General features: G+C 67.2%; 14 protein-coding genes. 6 read left to right on the forward strand and 8 right to left on the reverse strand.

Going from position 1 to position 18,482, the window contains the following annotated elements:
* Positions 1-19 precede the first annotated feature (19 nt).
* Positions 20-2,326: an EAL domain-containing protein gene (locus AAFN46_RS04510; protein WP_347807498.1), complete on the reverse strand. Its 2,307-nt coding sequence runs from the start codon at positions 2,324-2,326 to the stop codon at positions 20-22.
* Between the two features lie 183 nt (positions 2,327-2,509).
* On the reverse strand, positions 2,510-5,665 hold the full coding sequence (locus tag AAFN46_RS04515; RefSeq protein ID WP_347807499.1) for a CHASE domain-containing protein: 3,156 nt from the start codon (positions 5,663-5,665) through the stop codon (positions 2,510-2,512).
* Between the two features lie 177 nt (positions 5,666-5,842).
* Between AAFN46_RS04515 and AAFN46_RS04520 the strand changes: the two genes are divergently transcribed.
* The 6 genes from AAFN46_RS04520 (at position 5,843) to maiA (ending at position 13,620) form a co-directional block, all read left to right on the forward strand.
* Entirely contained in the window at positions 5,843-6,424 is a 582-nt protein-coding gene (locus AAFN46_RS04520) for a response regulator (protein ID WP_347807500.1), read from the forward strand.
* Positions 6,425-6,638: 214 nt separating this feature from the next.
* Positions 6,639-9,089: an EAL domain-containing protein gene (locus tag AAFN46_RS04525; protein WP_347807501.1), complete on the forward strand. Its 2,451-nt coding sequence runs from the start codon at positions 6,639-6,641 to the stop codon at positions 9,087-9,089.
* A gap of 222 nt (positions 9,090-9,311) precedes the next feature.
* Positions 9,312-10,394 (forward strand): 4-hydroxyphenylpyruvate dioxygenase, encoded by a 1,083-nt coding sequence (hppD, locus tag AAFN46_RS04530; RefSeq protein ID WP_347807502.1) that lies wholly within the window; start codon positions 9,312-9,314, stop codon positions 10,392-10,394.
* Positions 10,395-10,602: 208 nt separating this feature from the next.
* On the forward strand, positions 10,603-11,742 hold the full coding sequence (locus AAFN46_RS04535; RefSeq protein WP_347807503.1) for a homogentisate 1,2-dioxygenase: 1,140 nt from the start codon (positions 10,603-10,605) through the stop codon (positions 11,740-11,742).
* A 139-nt stretch (positions 11,743-11,881) separates the two neighbouring features.
* Positions 11,882-12,865 (forward strand): fumarylacetoacetate hydrolase family protein, encoded by a 984-nt coding sequence (locus AAFN46_RS04540; protein ID WP_347807504.1) that lies wholly within the window; start codon positions 11,882-11,884, stop codon positions 12,863-12,865.
* Between the two features lie 101 nt (positions 12,866-12,966).
* A complete protein-coding gene (maiA, locus tag AAFN46_RS04545) occupies positions 12,967-13,620 on the forward strand; it encodes a maleylacetoacetate isomerase (protein WP_347807505.1) in 654 nt (217 codons plus the stop codon).
* Here maiA and AAFN46_RS04550 read toward each other — a convergent pair.
* From AAFN46_RS04550 to modA, 6 genes are all read right to left on the reverse strand, one after another.
* Positions 13,617-14,159, reverse strand: coding sequence for a M23 family metallopeptidase (locus tag AAFN46_RS04550; protein WP_347807506.1), 543 nt, complete (start codon positions 14,157-14,159; stop codon positions 13,617-13,619). The two genes, maiA and AAFN46_RS04550, sit on opposite strands and share 4 nt — an antisense overlap.
* Positions 14,156-14,686, reverse strand: a complete 531-nt coding sequence (locus tag AAFN46_RS04555) for a hypothetical protein (protein ID WP_347807507.1) — start codon at positions 14,684-14,686, stop codon at positions 14,156-14,158. Before AAFN46_RS04555 ends, AAFN46_RS04550 begins: the two co-directional genes overlap by 4 nt.
* Positions 14,687-14,721: 35 nt before the next feature.
* Positions 14,722-15,723, reverse strand: coding sequence for an AraC family transcriptional regulator (locus AAFN46_RS04560; RefSeq protein ID WP_347807508.1), 1,002 nt, complete (start codon positions 15,721-15,723; stop codon positions 14,722-14,724).
* A gap of 67 nt (positions 15,724-15,790) precedes the next feature.
* Positions 15,791-16,873 carry a molybdenum ABC transporter ATP-binding protein gene (modC, locus tag AAFN46_RS04565; RefSeq protein WP_347807509.1) on the reverse strand — a complete coding sequence of 361 codons (1,083 nt, stop codon included), beginning with the start codon at positions 16,871-16,873 and terminating at the stop codon, positions 15,791-15,793.
* 3 nt (positions 16,874-16,876) lie between these two features.
* Complete coding sequence (gene modB, locus AAFN46_RS04570) at positions 16,877-17,557, reverse strand: molybdate ABC transporter permease subunit (RefSeq protein ID WP_347807510.1); 681 nt, start codon at positions 17,555-17,557, stop codon at positions 16,877-16,879.
* 59 nt (positions 17,558-17,616) lie between these two features.
* Positions 17,617-18,369 (reverse strand): molybdate ABC transporter substrate-binding protein, encoded by a 753-nt coding sequence (gene modA, locus AAFN46_RS04575; protein WP_347807511.1) that lies wholly within the window; start codon positions 18,367-18,369, stop codon positions 17,617-17,619.
* Positions 18,370-18,482: the final 113 nt, after the last annotated feature.

The raw sequence follows: 18,482 nt of genomic DNA on the forward strand, positions 1-18,482 counted from the left end.
CCAGTGCAAGCGCGCTTCGTCATTCGAGCACCCGGTCGCGCTGCCATGTGCGGCCATAGCGTTCCAGCGACTCGCGGATCAATTGGCGCAGCTCCTGGGCGTTCCAGGGCTTGCTGAGCAGCTGATGCACCGCGCCGATGTTGATCGCCTCCTGGGCCGAACGGAAGTCGGTGAAGCCGGTCAGCAGGATGCGGATGGTATCCGGGTAGAGCATGCGTACCTGGTTGAGGAACTGGGTGCCCTTCATGTCCGGCATGAGCTGATCGCTGATCACCACGCCGACCGGATGGCGGGCCAGCAGGTCGAAGGCCTCCGCGCTGCTGTTGGCCGTCAGTACCTGATAGCCCTGCTGACGGGACTCACGCTTGATGGCATTGGTGATGCTGGGTTCGTCGTCCAGCACGAGAACTTGTTGGCAACTGCTGTCGCTGTCCAGGCGTTGCGGCAGGGGCATGCAGCCCTCCCGCAGCAAGGGCCCCAGTTGCTCCGGAGGCAGTGGCCGGCTGAAGTAATAGCCCTGCACCAGATCGCAGCCGCGGGCGGCGAGTTGCATCACCTGCCCCTGGTTCTCGGCCATCTCGGCCACCACTTTGAGCCCCAGTCGATGGGCCATGGCGATCACCGCGTCGATGATCGCCATGCTACCGGCATCGCTGGTGATCTCACGGACGAAGCAGCCATCGATCTTCAGCGTCTGTACCGGGAACAGCTTCAGGTAGCGCATGTTCGAGTAGCCTGCGCCGAAATCGTCTATCGACAGGCTGAGCCCCAGGGCGCGCAGACGACGCATCAATGGGATGGTGCGCTCGGGGTCGTCCATCGAGGCGCTCTCGGTCAGCTCCAGTTCGAGCAGGGCGGGGTTCGTGTCGGATTCGCGCAGGCATGCCTCGATCATTTCCACGAGGCCGGGGCGCTGGACCTGGTACGGCGACAGATTCAGCGCCACTCGCGGCGGCTGCAGCCCCTGGCCCTGCCACTCCTTGATCTGCGCGCAGGCCCGGCGCAGGGTCCATTCGCCGATCTCCTCGATCAGCCCGGTATCCTCGGCGATGTGGATGAAGCGGCCCGGCGCGACCATGCCGAGTTCGGGATGTTTCCAGCGCAGTAGCGCCTCCAGCCCGCTGAGGCGGCCGCTGCGCAGATCGATCTGCGGCTGGTAGTGCAGTTCCAGCTGCTGGCGTTCGATCGCCAGGCGCAGCGCCGCCTCCAGTTGGACGCGCTCCTCGATGCGCGCGCGCAGCGCCGGGTTGTAGACCTGGATGTTGTTGCGGCCGAGCTCCTTGGCCCGGTACATGGCGGCATCGGCGAAGCGCAGCAGCTCGTCGGCATCGATGGCATCGTCCGGGAAGGCGCTGCAGCCCAGGCTGCAGGTCACGCTGAGGGTGGTGGTTGACAGTTGCAGCGGCTCGGCCAGCCGTTCGAGCAGGCGGTCGAGGGCCGCCATGCCGTCGCTGGACCTCTCCAGATCGGTCAGCACCAGGGCGAATTCGTCGCCGCCGATCCGCGCCAGGGTGTCGGATTCTCTCAGGCAGGCGCTCATTCGCTCGGCCGCGGCTTTCAGCAGTTCGTCGCCGAGTTCGTGGCCGAGGCTGTCGTTGACCAGCTTGAAGCGGTCGAGGTCGATGAACGCCACCAGCAGCTGGCAGTTCAATCGCCTGGCACGCGCCACCGCCTGGCGCAGGCGGTCCATGAACAGTACGCGGTTGGCCAGGCCGGTGAGGGCGTCGTGGGTGGCCCGATACTGCAGCTCCTGTTCGGTGCGCAGGCTCTTCTTGAGCGACAGGTTCAGGTGTTCGGTACGTGCCGCCACCTGCGCTTCGAGTTCGGCCAGCTGCTGCTGGCGTACCCGCTGCAGTCGCCACTTCTCCCCGAGGGCGCTGGCCAGCTGCAACAGCTCGATGGGGTCGAAGGGCTTGCGCAGGATCAGCAGGCTGTCCGATACCCCGAGGCGGGCGTTGATATCCTCCCAGGAGTGGTCGCTATAGGCCGTGCAGATCACCACCTGCAGGTCGGCATCGATGCGCCACAGGGCTTCGATGGTCTGCAGGCCGTCCCAGCCGCCGGGCATGCGCATGTCGACGAAGGCCACCGCGAAGGGCCGGCCTTCGGCCTTGGCCTGCGCCGCCAGTTCGCAGCCGCTGCGGCCGTCCTGGCAGCACTCGGTGACGAAGCCGGGGAGCGCCGGCCGGCTGCTGGTCGACGCGCGGCCGAACAGCTCCGACTCGAGACTCTCGAAGTGCTGCGCCGCAGCGGCATCCTGGTCGGCGAGGATGCTTTGCATGAGTTCGAGGTTCACGCAGTTGTCGTCGATCAGCAGGACTCGCACGGGCGCCTGGCTCTGCGCGAAATCTTGTGTCCTGGCGGGTGTCTCCGGGCTACCGGCAGGCTCGGCGCCGTGGGTGGTCTCGTGCGATCCTGATGCGAGTAGATCGTCGGACTGGGAGGAGTCGGTTCGCATGCTTCATCCCTCGTGGAACCGTTCGTTTACGGGCGCCGTCGTCTCTGGCGCCTAGCTGGTTGGAGCAGGCAACTCCAGGGTGAAGCTGGCTCCCTGTCCCTGGCCCTCGCTCATGCAGCATAGCCGACCGCCGAGTTCCACGGCCCAGATGGCGCTCAGATGCAGGCCGAAGCCGTGGCCATTGGCCTGTTTCGTGGGGTTCTGATTGAACAGCAGGGGGATCCGTTCGGGAGCGATGCCCACGCCGTTATCCTGGACCTCCAGGCGTACGCCGTTCTCATGGCTACGGCAGCTCACCCGGATACGGGCCTGCCCGGCCGGGCACTTGGTCAGGGCCTGGCTGGCGTTTTTCAGTAGATTGAGCAGGATCTGCAGGGCCCGATGCTGATCGGTCAGCACCACTTCCTCGTGGCCATAGTCGCGTTCTATCAGGATATCCTGCGAAAGAAAGGAAGCGCTGGCCATCTCCAGTGCGCTGTCCAGCAGCCGATGCACCGCCACCAGTTCCACAAGCATGGTGCCGGCAGCGGTCAAATTGCGCTGGCTGGCGAGCACGGCGTCGGCGTGTTCCGCGCAGTTGCGCAGTATCTCCACTTCGCGGAGCAGGCTGCGCTGCTCGCTTTCCAACTGTTCGGCCAGTTGCGCGACGAAGCCGGGCAGGGCACGGCCCTGGCGGTCGTTGTCGAGAAACTGGCCCAGGCCGTCGACATGCTCTTGCAGCAGGGCGGCGACCCGGCCTACCGCGCTCACCTTGGACTGTTGCAGCTTGTTGCGCAGCACCGCCGAGGCCACGGTGACCCCGTTGAGCACGTTGCCCAGGTTGTGCAGGATGCCGGCCGCCAGCAGGGCCATGCCGGCATCGTGGGCGCGTTCCTGCAGCAGTCGCTGGGTGTGGGCCATGCGCAGGGCGGCGCGTACCCGCGCGCGCAGCTCCTCGGGGGCGAAGGGCTTGGCGATATAGTCGTCGGCGCCGCACTCCAGGCCGCCGACCCCGGCTTCCTTGCTGCCGCGCGCGGTGATCAGGATGACGGGGAGCGAGGCCAGGGCCTCGCTGGCCTTGACCCGGGCGGTCAGGCCGAGTCCATCCAGGCGCGGCATCATCACATCCGACAGCAGCAGGTCGACCGGCTGACGCTGCAGCAGCTCCCAGGCCTGCTCGCCGTCGTCGGCGCAGAGTACGCTGCATTCGTCGCTCAGCAGCTCGGCCAGATACTGGCGCATATCCGGGTTGTCGTCGGCGATGAGCACGCAGGGCAGAGTCGACGCAACGCCCGCTCCGGCGGCAGACGCCGAGGCGGCCGGCGACAGCGGCTGGCTCTCGGCGAAGCGGGTGTGGCGCAGCTGGGCCGCCAGGTCTGGCATTTCCTCCAGTACGCAGGGCGGGGCCAGGTCGTTTGGCTGCTGGGTGGCGCAGTGCGGCAGGCGTACCTGGAAGCTGGAGCCGGCGCCGGGGGCGCTGTGCACCTCGACTTCGCCGCCCATCAGCTCGACCAACTGCTTGACCAGTGCCAGACCTATGCCGGTGCCGCCATGCGGGCGGGTCGCCGAGTTGTCCAGTTGCTGGAAGCGCTGGAACAGCAGGGGCAGCTGTTCCGCCTCGATGCCGCTGCCGGTATCGCTCACTTCGAGCTGGAAGCGCTGGCTGTCGAGCACCGTCGCCCTGACGCCGATAGTGCCGCCGGCGGGGGTGAACTTGAGGGCGTTGCTCAGCAGGTTGAGCAGGATCGTCTCCAGGTGGCCACGGTCCACCCAGACTTCGCCGAGGCTCGCATCGACTTCCCAGGTGAGGGCGCAGCCCTTGCGCTGAGCCACCAGGGCCGCATCCTCGGCCAATATGGGCAACCATTGCTGCAGGTCGAGCTTTTCGTTGTGCAGCTCGAACTTGCCGGCTTCGGCCTTGGCGAAATCGAGCAGGTCGTTGACCCGGTTGAGCAACAGCAATGCATTGCGGCAGATCCGCTCGAGCTGCGGGCGCAGCTCCGCCGGGGCGCGCTCGAGCAACTGCTCGGCCGGAGCCAGGATCAGCGTCAGAGGCGTGCGCAGCTCGTGGCTGATGTTGGCGAGGAAGTCGCTTTTGGCGCGGTTGGCCTCCTCGGCCTTGTCTCGGGCCTGCACCAGCTTGTCTTCGAGCCGGCGCCGCTCGCCGATCTCCTTCTGCAGGCCCCGGTTGGCCTGTGTCAGCTTGCGGGCGCGGCTGCGGTTCTGGCCCAGCAGCCAGATCAGTCCAGACAGCAGCAGGCTGACCAGCAGGCCGCCGCCGAGGATCAGTGCCGGCTTCTGAGTATCCATGGCGGCTTCGAAGGCCGGCAGCGAGGAGAATCTGAAGGTCCAGACGCGGCCGTTGAATTGCTCACTCCGCACTTCGCTGAACAGCGGTACATGGCGCGAGTCGGCGGCGCTGTCGTACATCATGCTTTCGGCGTCGACGCCTGGGCCGTCGAAGATCTGCAGGCGGATGTCCGGCAGGGCCTTGTTGCCGAGGGTGCCGGTCATCAGGTTGTTCATGCGGAATGGGGCGTAGACGAAACCGAGCAGGCGCTCGCTGCGTTCGCTCTCGCTATCCGGCACCTCTCCGCGCGGGTACACCGGCAGGTACATGAGGAAGCCATGCTGCACGTTTTCCTCGGTTTCCTGGACCAGCCGTACCTTGCCGGAAATCGCCGGTTGCCCGGTGTCGATCGCGCGGCGCATGGCCGCGCGGCGGTTCGCCTCGCTGTACATGTCGAAGCCGAAGGCGCGGCGATTGCGCCAGTCGAACGGCTCTAGATAGAGGATGACGCTATAGCCGTCGCGCCGGCCCTCGGGCCACAGGCGAAAGTCGGCGAACCCTTCGGCGCGTACCTGGCGGACCAGCGCATCACGCTCCTCGGCCCGCAGCCACTTGCTGAAACCTATGCCCTGGATGCCCGGATAGTTGTGCTCGATGTCCAGATTGGCCACGTAGCGGTGCCACTCGTCGCGCTCGACCTGGCGCGAGGCGGCGAACATCCCGACCCCGCCGCGCAGCACATGCTCATAGGCCAGCAGGCGTTGCTCCACGGCGAACTGCACTTCGCGTATCTCGAACTGGAATCGCTCCGTGGCGGCGGCGAGTTGTTCGCGCTGGGCGCCCCACCACAGGGCGAGAGTCAGGCTGGCGCAGAGCAGCAGGCTGCCCAGCGTGGCGAGGCAGTGTCGGGATCTAAGGCAGTCGAGGGCTCGTATCATCGCGTGCCTCTGCGGGGCGGGATGGTCGATGAGATCGGCGCTTGCGCTATGCCGCTCAGGCAGCTGCCAGGATCAAGCTAGTTTTGTGTGACAAATATGTCAAACGTGACTAACGTGACACTTATCGATGATGTTGCGCTGGCGCGAGATGGTATATCGCTCGGCGTAGGAGGAAGGATGTCAGAGGTATTGACCACTCGGCAGGTCGCGCATCTGTGCGGAGTGAGCTTTCGCACGGTGATCCGCTGGATCGAGCGAGGCCTGTTGCAGTCCTACCGCCTGCCGGGGCGCGGCGACTACCGCGTGCCGCTCGGCGAGTTGCAACGCTTCATGCTCGAAAACGGTATTCCCAATGCGGCCGGCTCGGGGGGCGAGGTCGGCGAGGCGCTCGGCGCGCGCAAGGTGCTGATCACCGAAGATGACCCGGGAATGGCCAGTGCTATTTCCCGGGTACTGGATCGCGCCGGCTACGAGACCGTGGTGGCCTCGGACGGCTTTGCCGCGGGGGCGATGCTCTACAGGTTCCAACCCGCCGTGATGACCCTCGACCTGCGCATGCCTGGGCTCGACGGGCTGGGTGTGCTGCGCTACCTGCAGCGTGCCAACCTGCCGTTCTCTCTGAAGGTGCTGGTGATCTCCGCGGACAGCGAGGCGCGCCAACGCGAGGCGCTCGAACTGGGGGCCCATGCCGTGCTGGCCAAGCCGTTTGAGAATGAGGCGCTGGTGGCAGGCGTGGCGGCGCTGTTCGCCCAGGCGTGACAGACCCTGGTTCCCGGCCAGGTCCCGGCTTTCCTGATAGGGGCTGAGCGATTCTGTGCTCGCGTTCGGTGCCTCTCATGAGGGGGGGCGACTGCCGATTGTCTGGATCCTGGCGCGCACCCTCCAGTGTTGGCAATAAGCCATCTATACCTGAAGGTACGTCAGTCCTCGCGTACGGCGGGTTTGTCCGTGTCTGCCCGGAGAACAGGGAAAGATGAGCCAGGAGAGCACAATCCAGGAAGTGCGCAGCGCCTCGCAGTTGCTAAGGCTGGTCTGGCCTTTCGTGTTGGTGGTGGTGGTCCAGGCGCTGCTGGCCGGCGGCAGCCTCTACCTGCACTCGGCCGTGCGTGCCTATATCGCCGGCGAGAGCCTGTGGTCCAAGGGGCTCAAGGACGCCATCTACTACCTGGACCTGCATGTGCAGAGCGGGGACGAGGCCCACCTGGACAAGTATTACGAGGCGATCGCCGTGCCGCTCGGCGACCACCAGTTCCGCATCGCCCTGGATCGCCCCGAGCCGGACCTGGAACTGGCGCGGGCCGGCATCCTGCAAGGCAAGAACCATCCCGACGATGTGCCCGGCATGATCTGGCTCTATCGCAACTTCGGCCAGCTCGACTACCTGCGGCGGGCCATCGAGCAATGGGCCCTGGGCGACCGCTACGTGTTCGAGCTGCAGGAGCTGGTCGAGGAGATCGAGCGGGCGCATCGGCGCGGCGATGAACCGCCCGAGGCGCGGCAAGCCTGGCATGCGCGTATCGACGCGATCAACGTCGGCGCCACCGGCGCGGCGGAGGCCTTCTCGCAGATACTCGGCGAGGCCTCGCGCGCCGTGTTCTGGCTGCTGGTGCTGGGCAATCTGCTCACCGCCGCGCTGCTCATCGCCCTGGCCCTGCTGCGCACGCGCAACCTGCTGCTGCAGCGGGCCGCCGTCGACCGTGCGCTGGCGGCCGCCAAGCAGCGCGCGCAGACCATTCTCGCCGCGATCGGTGACGCGGTGATCAGCCTCGACCGCGAGGGGCGCATCGCCTACATGAACGCCGCCGCCGAGCAGCTCACCGGTTGCAGCGCACGGCAGGCCGAGGGCGCGCCCTTCGAGCAGCTGTTTTCCATCGTCGATGAGCATGCCGAGGGCGCCGGCGAGTCCCCGCTGCGTCAGATACTGCATGGCGAGCAGGCGCTGGGCGGCGACTATCCCAAGCTGATGCGGCGCCCGGACGGCAGCTCGGTGGCGGTCAATCTGGTCGGCACCCGCATCCAGGAACAGGGCCGGGTCAGCGGGGTGGTCATGGTGCTGCACGACATGACCCGCGAGCGTCAGTTCGTCGCCAGCCTGTCCTGGCAGGCCAGCCACGATGCCTTGACCGGCGTGGCCAACCGCCGCGAGTTCGAGTACCGCCTGGCCCAGCTGCTGGCGCGCATGCTGCGCCAGGCGGGGCGCCACGCGCTGATGTTCATCGATCTGGACCAGTTCAAGCTGGTCAACGACACCTGCGGCCATGCCGCTGGCGACGAGCTGCTGCGCCAGGTGTGCCAGGTCCTGCAACAGCACCTGCGCGAGGGCGACACCCTGGCGCGCCTGGGCGGCGACGAGTTCGGCGTAATCCTGGAGAACTGCCCCGAGGATGCCGCGCAACGGGTGGCCGAGACCCTGCGCCAGGCGGTGCAGGAGCTGCGCTTCGTCTGGGCCGGGCGCGTGTTCAGCATCAGCGCCAGCATCGGCCTGGTGCAGGTGCCGCCGGGGCAGATCAGCCTGGCCGAGCTGCTGCGCACCGCCGACCTGGCCTGCTATTCGGCCAAGGAGCGCGGGCGCAACCGGGTGCACGCCTACCAGCCGGACGACTCCGAGCTGTCCCACCGGGTTGGCGAGATGAGCTGGGTGCAGCGCATCCAGCGCGCCCTGGAGGACGACCGCTTCCTGCTCTATGGGCAGCCCATAGTGCCGCTGCACGACGCCGTGCGGGTAGGGCACCTGGAGATACTGCTGCGCCTGCAGGACGAGGAGGGCGCGCTGATCGCGCCCGGCCACTTCATCCCGGCCGCCGAGCGCTACGGCCTGATGCCGCAGATCGACCGCTGGGTGGTGCGCCACACCCTGCAGACGCTGGCCCGCCTGCACCACGAGCGGCCCAGGGCGATGCCGCAGTGCTGCGCGGTCAACCTGTCCGGGGCCAGCATCGGCGACCACGAGTTCCTCGCCTTCATCCGCGAGCAGTTCCAGCGCCTGCCGGTGCCGCCGGGCACGCTCTGCTTCGAGATCACCGAGACGGCGGCCATCGCCAACCTGGCCGACGCCACCCGTTTCATCGAGGAACTCAAGGAGCTGGGCTGCAAGTTCTCGCTGGACGACTTCTGTGCCGGCATGTCGTCCTTCATGTACCTCAAGCACCTGCCGGTGGACTACCTGAAGATCGACGGCAGCTTCGTCCGCGACATGCTGGACGAGCCCATCGACCGCGCCATGGTCGAGATGATCAACCAGATCGGCCACGTCATGGGCAAACGCACCATCGCCGAGTTCGTCGAGACCGGCGAAGTGCTCGAGGCCCTGCGCGCGATGGGCGTGGACTTCGCCCAGGGTTATCACCTGGGCAAACCGCGGCCGCTCGTCGAGCTGCTGGCTGAGTCCGAGCCCGAGTCGGCCGCGCGACTGGCAGCCGGCTGAACCACGCTGGCAAGAAAAGCTTACACATTGCCGGTGCCGACGACTGCGAACTCAGAGGTCTCAAGTGGTGTAAGGAAAACTTGCCAATGGCCCGGCATGGCGCCGCCCCGAGCGCCTGCGCCGCGGCTTGTACGCACGCCGCCCAGGGATTGTGATGAAGGCAATCCAGCGCACAGCCATGAGGGCGTGCGACTGCCCCACAACAACAATCAAGGAGGCCGGATGAACGCCGTGGCCAAGATCGATCAGCACAACCCCATAGGCACCGACGGTTTCGAGTTCGTCGAGTTCACCGCACCCACCGCGGAAGGTATCGAGCAGCTGCGTCAGCTGTTCGGCGCCATGGGCTTCACCGAAACCGCCAAGCACCGCTCCAAGCAGGTCTGGCTGTTCCAGCAGAACGACATCAACTTCGTGCTCAACGGCAGCCCCACCGGGCACATGCGCGCCTTCGGCGAGAAGCACGGGCCGAGCGCCTGCGCCATGGCCTTCCGGGTGAAGAACGCGGCCCAGGCCGCCGCCTACGTCGAGCAGCAGGGCGCCACCCTGGTCGGCAGCCACGCCAACTTCGGCGAGCTGAACATCCCCTGCGTCGAGGGCATCGGCGGCTCGCTGCTGTACCTCGTGGATCGCTACGGCGACAAGACCATCTACGACGTCGACTTCGAATATATCGAGGGTCGTTCGGCGGGCGACAAGGCCGTCGGCCTGCAGCAGATCGACCACCTGACCCACAACGTCATGCGCGGGCAGATGGACGTCTGGTCCGGCTTCTACGAGCGCATCGCCAACTTCCGCGAGATCCGCTACTTCGACATCGAGGGCAAGCTCACCGGCCTGTTCTCCCGCGCCATGACCGCGCCCTGCGGCAAGATCCGCATCCCGATCAACGAGTCGGCCGACGACAAGTCGCAGATCGAGGAATTCATCCGCGAGTACCACGGCGAGGGCATCCAGCACATCGCCATGAGCACCGACGACATCTACGAGACGGTGCGCAAGCTGCGCGCCAATGGCGTGGACTTCATGATCACGCCGGACACCTACTACGAGAAGGTCGACAGCCGCGTCGCCGGCCACGGCGAGCCGCTGGATCAGCTACGCGAGCTGAATATCCTCATCGATGGCGCACCGGGCGACGACGGCATCCTGCTGCAGATCTTCACCAACACCGTGATCGGCCCGATCTTCTTCGAGATCATCCAGCGCAAGGGCAACCAGGGCTTCGGCGAAGGCAACTTCAAGGCGCTGTTCGAGTCCATCGAGGAAGACCAGCTGCGTCGTGGCGTGATTAGCCAGGAATGAGCCGCTATGGAGGGTGGGTTAGCGGCGCTTGTCGCAGCGAGTCCGTACTGCACGGAGCCTGTGCGCCGCGTAACCCACCAGGCGGAGTTGGTCGAACGCACCATGGCGGATTATGGCGCGGCAGCTCCCTATACCGATCCCAGGCTAAGCGCCGGCGCCTAACCCACCCGGCATCCGGGTTTGGGCGCCGCGAAACGAGGAGATTTTCATGAGCCGCAAATGGATCAGCTTCCCCCTGCGCGAGGGCGAGCACTCGCGCCAGGCCCACTGCGACTTCCCCGAGGGCACCTACGAGCGGGAGATGGGCCGCGAGGGCTTCTTCGGGCCCACCGCGCACCTGCACCACAAGCACCCGCCGACCGGCTGGATCGACTGGCAAGGCCCGCTGCGCCCGCACGCCTTCAACTTCAACAAGATCTCCAGCGAGCGCGACTGCCCGCTGGAGGCGCCGCTGTGCCTGCACAACGCCGACGTCAAGCTGCGCGTGTGGAAGACCCACGGCGCCATGCGCCACCTGGCGCGCAACGCCGACGGCGACGAACTGCTGTTCGTGCATGACGGCGCCGGGCATTTCTACTGCGACTTCGGCCATCTGGAGTACCGCGACGGCGACTACCTGGTGATCCCGCGCGGCACCGCCTGGCGCATCGAGCCGACCGCGCCCAGCCACTTCCTGTTGATCGAGAACAGCGACGGCGCCTACCAGCTGCCGGACAAGGGCCTGCTCGGCCCGCAGGCGATCTTCGACCCGGCCGTGCTCGACCATCCGCGCATCGATGCCGCCTTCAAGGCCCAGCAGGACGAGCAGACCTGGCAGATCAGGATCAAGCGGCGCAACCAGATCAGCACCGTCACCTATCCGTTCAACCCGTTGGATGCGGTCGGCTGGCACGGCGACAACACGGTGGTGCGCCTGAACTGGCGCGACATCCGCCCGCTGATGAGCCACCGCTACCACCTGCCGCCGTCGGCGCACACCACCTTCGTCGCCAATGGCTTCGTGGTGTGCACCTTCACCCCGCGCCCGGTCGAGTCCGACCCCGGTGCGCTCAAGGTGCCGTTCTTCCACAACAACGACGACTACGACGAGGTGCTGTTCTACCACCGCGGCAACTTCTTCAGCCGTGACAACATCGAGGCCGGCATGGTCACCCTGCACCCCTGCGGCTTCCCCCACGGCCCGCACCCCAAGGCGCTGAAGAAGGCCCAGGAAGACCCCGCCACCTTCGCCGAGGAAGTGGCGGTGATGATCGACACCCGCCGCGCCCTGGAAGTGGCCGAGGCCGCCGCCGCCGTGGACGTGCCCGAATACGTGAACTCCTGGCGCGCGCCAGGCAAGCAAGGCTGACGCAAAACAACCCCCTCTCCCTCCGGGAGAGGGCTTGGGTGAGGGTGCTATAGGCAGCTCCGCGCAGCCTGGTAATCCCTCACCCCTGGCCCCTCTCCCATAGGGAGAGGGGAAACAGTCAACGGAACAGGTACAACCCATGAAACTCGCATCACTCAACCAAGGCCGCGACGGCACCCTGATCGTCGTCTCCCGCGACCTCTCCCGCGCCGTGCAGGTACCGCAGATCGCCGCTACCCTGCAGGCGGCGCTGGACGACTGGGAGATCAAGCGCCCGCTGCTGGAGTCGGTCTACCAGCGCCTCAACGACGGTCTGATCGAGGACGCCTTCGTCTTCGACCAGGCCGACTGCCACAGCCCGCTGCCGCGCGCCTACCACTGGGCCGACGGCAGCGCCTACGTCAACCACGTCGAACTGGTACGCAAGGCGCGTGGCGCCGAGATGCCGGAGAGCTTCTGGCACGACCCGCTGATGTACCAGGGCGGCGCGGATTCCTTCATCCCGCCGCATGCGCCGATCCGTCTGGCCGATGAGGCCTGGGGCATCGACCTGGAAGCCGAGCTGGCGGTGATCACCGACGACGTGCCGATGGGCGCCACACCGGCCGAGGCGGGCGAACATATCCGCCTGCTGCTGCTGGTCAACGACGTGTCGCTGCGCAACCTGATCCCTGGCGAGCTGGCCAAGGGCTTCGGCTTCTACCAGAGCAAGCCGTCGTCGAGCTTCTCGCCGGTGGCGGTGACCCCGGACGAGCTGGGCGACGCCTGGAAGGACGGCAAGGTGCATCGCCCGCTGGTCTCGCATATCAACGGCGCGCTGTTCGGCCAGCCGGATGCCGGCGTGGATATGACCTTCAACTTCCCGACCCTGGTCGCCCACGCCGCCAAGACCCGCCCGCTGGGCGCCGGCACCATCATCGGCTCGGGCACCGTGTCCAACTATGACCGCAGCGCCGGTTCCTCCTGCCTGGCCGAGAAGCGCATGCTGGAGATCATCGAACAGGGCGAGGCCAAGACGCCGTTCCTCAAGTTCGGCGACCGGGTGCGCATCGAGATGTTCGACGCCAGCGGCCAGAGCATCTTCGGCGCCATCGACCAAACCGTGGAGAAATACCAGGCGTAGGCTGGGTAGAGCGCAGCGAAACCCAGCGCCAACCCAGCTGGGTTTCAGCGCACTAGGCGCTTCTACCCAGCCTACGTTCAAGCAGCAACGCAGGTGGCCTTATGCTGACCCTCTATTCCTACTGGCGCTCCAGCGCCGCCTACCGCGTGCGCATCGCCCTCGGTCTCAAGGGCCTGGCCTACCGCCAGGTGCCGGTGCATCTGGTCAAGGACGGCGGCCAGCAGCATGGCGCCGAGTACCAGGCGCTCAACCCGCAGGAGCTGGTGCCGCTGCTGGTCGACGAGGGCAATGGCGGGGTGCGCATCGCCCAGTCGCTGGCCATCCTCGAATACCTCGACGAGGCGTTCCCGGTGCCGGCACTGCTGCCGGCCGACCCGGCCCAGCGCGCCCAGGTGCGCGCCCTGGCCCTGCATATCGCCTGCGATATCCACCCGCTGAACAACCTGCGCGTGCTGCAGTATCTGAGCGCCGAGCTGGGCGTCTCGGACGAGGCGAAGAACGCCTGGTATCGGCATTGGGTGGAGAAGGGGTTGGCGGCGGTGGAGCAGGGGCTGGCACCGCTCAAGGGTGATCTGTCGCTGGGCCAGCGCCCCGGCTATCTGGAGGCCTGCGTGATTCCGCAGCTGTATAACGCGCGGCGCTTCGCCTGTTCTCTGGAGGCTTTTCCGCGCCTGCTGGCGATGGAGGAACGCTGCCTGGCCCTCGATGCCTTCAAGGCTGCCGCACCCGAAGCCCAGCCCGACGCCGTACTCTAGCCTCCTGACTCGCTTTGGCTGTCCATCGCGCCGTCGTTCAGTAGTTCGCTCGGGTCTAGGTAGAAGATCTTTTTCCAACCCTGTGTGCTGTCGTCCCAGCGCCAGGGGTAGGGCAGCAGGGTGACGATCGAGTAATGCAGGTGGGGTGGTTTGCCGCGGGCGTTGCCGCTGTCGCCCACGCTGCCGAGCAGGCTTCCGGGCAGAACGGGCTGGCCGGGTAGGGCGTGGTAGTCGTTGAGGTGGGCGAAGTAGTGCAGACGCCATTTGGGGCCGAGCATGAGGATGACTTTGCCGCCGGCTGCGAGTTCGCCGCGAAACAGTACCAGGCCGTGGGTCGGTGCGGTGACCGGGGTGCCCCGGCGGGCGAAGATGTCGATGCCCTTGTGGGTGCCGGAGCGGCCCCAGGGTTCGAACCAGAAGCTCTTGGTGTTCCAGTCGCGGGCGCTGCCGTTGTGCACGGGTATGCGTAGCCATTCCGGGGCCAGCAGCCAGGCGAGGATAAAGGCCAGCAGCAGGTGGCGCTTGCCCGGGTGCTTCATCGCAGGCCTGCGCTGCGCAGGCGGCGGATCAGCTGGCTCAGGCCTTCGGCCCTGAGGCAGAGGAACAGGCCGATCAGCAGTTCGACCAGGGTGATCAGTTCCTGGATGCTGTAGGCCACCAGGTTGTCTTGCACGGCAGGGGTGCCGCGCAGCATGTAGATGATCCAGGCGGCATTGTAGATGAGGTCCGCCAGGCCCAGTGCCACCAGGTAGACACCGAGCACGCAGAAAGCCACCGACTGCAGTTCCTGGGTGCTGAGACCCTGGCTCTGCGCTTCGTCAGCGGTTGGCGGGGCCAGGCGCCGTGCGATGGTCATGGGGAACTTGAGCAGGGCGAGGGCGACCAGCAGCAGGCAGAGCACCTGGCCGACGGCCAGCGCGACCAGGCCGCGGGTGTCGCCGGGCGTGCCGAGGTTGGCGACCTGCTGGAGGTACTGGTACTGCTGGATGGCCGTGGCGAAGGCGATGTACAGCAGGAACAGGGCGAACAGGCGCAGGGCGATGGCAAGTAGGTCCGTGGCTTTCATGGTTCTTCCTTGGGATGGGCGGGGTATGCCGGTGGCTAGTTGTCCTGGTGGGCCCGGTAGGCCCCGGGCGTGAGCCCGGTCCATTTCTTGAAGGCGCGGTGAAAGGCCGAAGGCTCGGAGAAGCCGAGCTGTTCGGCCAGGGCCTGGATGGACAGTTCGTCGCGGCCCAGATGGTAGATGGCCAGGTCGCGGCGCAGGTGGTCCTTGAGCTCCTGGAAGCTCGAGCCTTCCTCGCGCAGGTGGCGGCGCAGGGTCTGCGGGCTGACGTGCAGCTGTTCGGCGACCTGCTCCAGGTCCGGCCAGTGGGCGCAGTCGCGGCCGAGCAGGCGGCGGATGCGGCTGGTCAGGCTGTCGCCGCCATCGGGGCGGGCCAGCAGGTCGGCGGGTGAGTGTTCGAGGAACTGCTTGAGCGTGCGCTCGTCCTGCAGCAGCGGCATGCTCAGGTAGCGGGCGTGGAACAGCAGGCTGGTGCTTGCCCGGTCGAAGTGCCGCGGGCAGGGGAGCAGCAGGTCGTACTCGGCGCTGTGCGCCGGCTCGGGGTAGGCGAAGGTGGCTTCCTCCAGGCGAATGCGCTGGCCGATCAGCCAGCTGCCGAGGCGGTGCCAGATCACCAGCAGGCTTTCGGTGAGGAAGTGGTCCGGGTCCCACAGGGCGGAGCTGTCGATGCTCAGGCGCACCTGCTCGCCCTCGCGCTGCAGGGCCACGCGCGGCGCCTCGGGGAACAGGCCGTAGAACAGCATGCCACGCACCAGGGCCTTCTCCAGGCTGTGGCAGTGGATGATGGCATGGCACATCATGGCGAAGGTGCCGCGCCTGCTGGGCGTGCTGCCGAAGCCCATGTACTCGTCGTCGAGCAGTTGCCACAGCCCTTGCACCAGTTGTGCGAACTGCTCTGGCGCCAGGCGCGCGCGCGGTTCGTCGAGCAGCGCCGGCTGGATGCCGACCGCGCGCAGCAGGCCGCTCACATCACGCTGCCGGCGCTCGGCGCCGCGCAGGGCGGCGCGGATGAAGTGGCTGGCGATGGTGCGTTCGCGCATGGGCGGGCTCGTCGAAAGGCTGGGCGGATGTTAGGCGCTGGCCTTTGCCGCAGACAAGCCATCTGGCTCAGGCGGGCAGGGCGACGGCCTTGAACTGCGCCCACAGGGCCTGCCCCGGATGCAGCTCGAGTTGGTCGCGCGAGTAGCGGGTGATGCGCGCCAGCAGCGGCTGGCCGGCCAGCTCCAGGCGCACCAGCACCTGCGCCGGCTGTGGCGCGTCGACCAGCTCCAGTACCCGCACCGGCAGGCGGTTGATGATGCTGCTCGGCCCCGGTGGCTCCAGGCTCAGGCTGACGTCGCGGGCCGGCACCTTGAGGCGCAGTTCCTGGCCGTTCGCCAGGGGCGCGTGCGGCAGGCGCAGGCGCAGGTCGCTGTTCGGCAACTGCAGTTCCAGCAGCTGATAGTGGCTGTCGTGGCCGCACACGCGGGCGTGCAGCACGCTGCTGGCGTCGTCGCCCTGCGCCAGGGGCAGGTCGAGGCGCGCCAGCAGTTGCTCCAGCGGGCCGCTGGCCAGGGCGCGGCCCCGCTCCAGCAGCACCAGATGATCGGCCAGGCGCGCCACCTCGTCGGCGGCGTGGCTGACGTAGAGCATGGGGATGTCCAGCTCGTCGTGCAGGCGTTCCAGGTAGGGCAGGATCTCCTGCTTGCGCTTGTCATCCAGCGCCGCCAGCGGCTCGTCGAGCAGCAGCAGGCGCGGGCTGGTGAGCAGCGCGCGGGCGATGCCGACGCGCTGGCGCTCGCCGCCGGACAGGGTGGCGGGGTCGCGCGCCAGCAGGTGGTCGATGCCCAGCAGCCGCGCGGCCTGGTCCAGGTCGATGCGCCGCGCGGCGGCGGCGATGCGCTTCTGCCCGAACTCCAGATTGCTGCGCACGGACAGGTGCGGGAACAGGCTGGCCTCCTGGAACACATAGCCGAGGGCGCGTTTGTGCGGGGCGAGGAAATGTTGGCGCGCGTCGTCCTGCCAGCACTCGCCGTTGACCTCGATGCGCCCGCGCGGCGGCCGCTCCAGGCCGGCGACGCAGCGCAGCAGGCTGGTCTTGCCCGAGCCCGAGGGGCCGAACAGCGCGGTGATGCCGCGCCCGGGCAGTTGCAGCGCGACCTGCAGGTGGAAGTCGGCGTGGTTCAGGCTCAGTTCGATCGCTAGGCTCATGGATCAGCTCACCTTCATCGTCGGGCGGCCCTTGAGGTGCAGCACTAGCAGGATGAGGAAGGCGAACAGCAGCATGCCGCCGGCCAGCCAGTGGGCCTGGGCGTATTCCTGGGCTTCGACGTGGTTGAAGATCTGCACCGAGACCACGCGGGTCTTGTCCGGAATATTGCCGCCGATCATCAGCACCACACCGAACTCGCCGAGGGTGTGGGCGAAGCCCAGCACCGCAGCGGTGAGAAAGCCCGGTTTGGCTAGTGGCAGCACCACGCTGAAGAAGCAGTCCCAGGGGCTGGCGCGCAGGGTGGCGGCGACTTCCAGCGGGCGCGGGCCTATGGCTTCGAAGGCGTTCTGTATGGGTTGCACGACGAAGGGCAGGGAATAGAACAGCGAGCCCACCACCAGGCCGGCGAAGGTGAAGGGCAAGACGCCCAGGCCGAGGCTCTGGGTGAGCTGGCCGACCGGGCCGTGCGGGCCCATGGCGACCAGCAGGTAGAAGCCGATGACCGTGGGCGGCAGCACCAGGGGCAGGGCGACCAGGGAGCCGATTGGCCCTTTCAGGCGCGAGCGGGTATGGGCCAGCCACCAGGCGATGGGGGTGCCCAGCAGCAACAGCAGCACGGTGGTCAGCGCCGCCAGTTGCAGGGTCAGCCAGATCGCGCCGAAGTCGGCACTGCTCAGAGGCATGGTCGGTGTCCTGTTCGAGAGTGAGCCGGCCACACCCTAGCGGGGCAGCCGGCCGTCGGTTAGAGCTGATAGCCGTAGGCGCGGATCACCGCGACGGCCTTGGTGCCGCGCAGGTACTCGACCAGGGCCTTGGCGGCGGGGTTGTCCTTGCCCTTGGCGAGGATCAGCGCGTCCTGCCTGATCGGCTCATGCAACTCGGTCGGTACCAGCCAGGCGGAGCCGCTGGTGATCCTGCCGTCCTGGTAGATCTGCGACAGGGCGACGAAGCCCAGCTCGGCGTTGCCGCTGGCGACGAACTGGTAGGTCTGGGCGATGTTCTGTCCCTCCACCAGCTTCTTCGCCACGGCCTGGCTCAGGCCCAGCTTGGCCAGCGTCTGCATGGCTGCCAGGCCGTAGGGCGCGGTCTTCGCGTTGGCCACGGCCAGGTGCTGGAACCGATCGCCGTGCAGTACCTGGCCCTGGTCATCGACATAGCCTGGCTTGGCCGACCACAGCGCCAGGGTCCCGATGGCATAGGTGAAGCGAGTGCCGGGCACGCCCAGGCCTTCGCGCTCCAGCTTGGCCGGGGTGCTGTCGTCTGCGGAGAGGAAGACTTCGAAGGGGGCGCCATTGTGGATCTGCGCATACAGCTGGCCGGTGGCGCCGTAGGCCGCGACCAGGCTGTGTCCGGTGTCCTTCTCGAAGTCTGCGGCCAGGGCCTTCATCGGCGCGGTGAAGTTGGCGGCGACGGCGACCAGGACCCGCTCGGCGAAGGCGCTACCGGCGAAAGCCAGGCCCAGGGCCAGGAGGCTGAGTTGCGCTGTCTTGAACATGGAGTCTCCTCGGGATGCACCGACGAATGTAATGGTCGACCAGGCAGTCGCTCGGCGTCGGCTCGGGCTTTGCCTGCTGGCGCGGCTCGCGGTTCGTACCGGCAGTTCGCCCG

Source organism: Pseudomonas sp. CAU 1711 (assembly GCF_039888625.1).
Lineage (GTDB): Bacteria > Pseudomonadota > Gammaproteobacteria > Pseudomonadales > Pseudomonadaceae > Aquipseudomonas.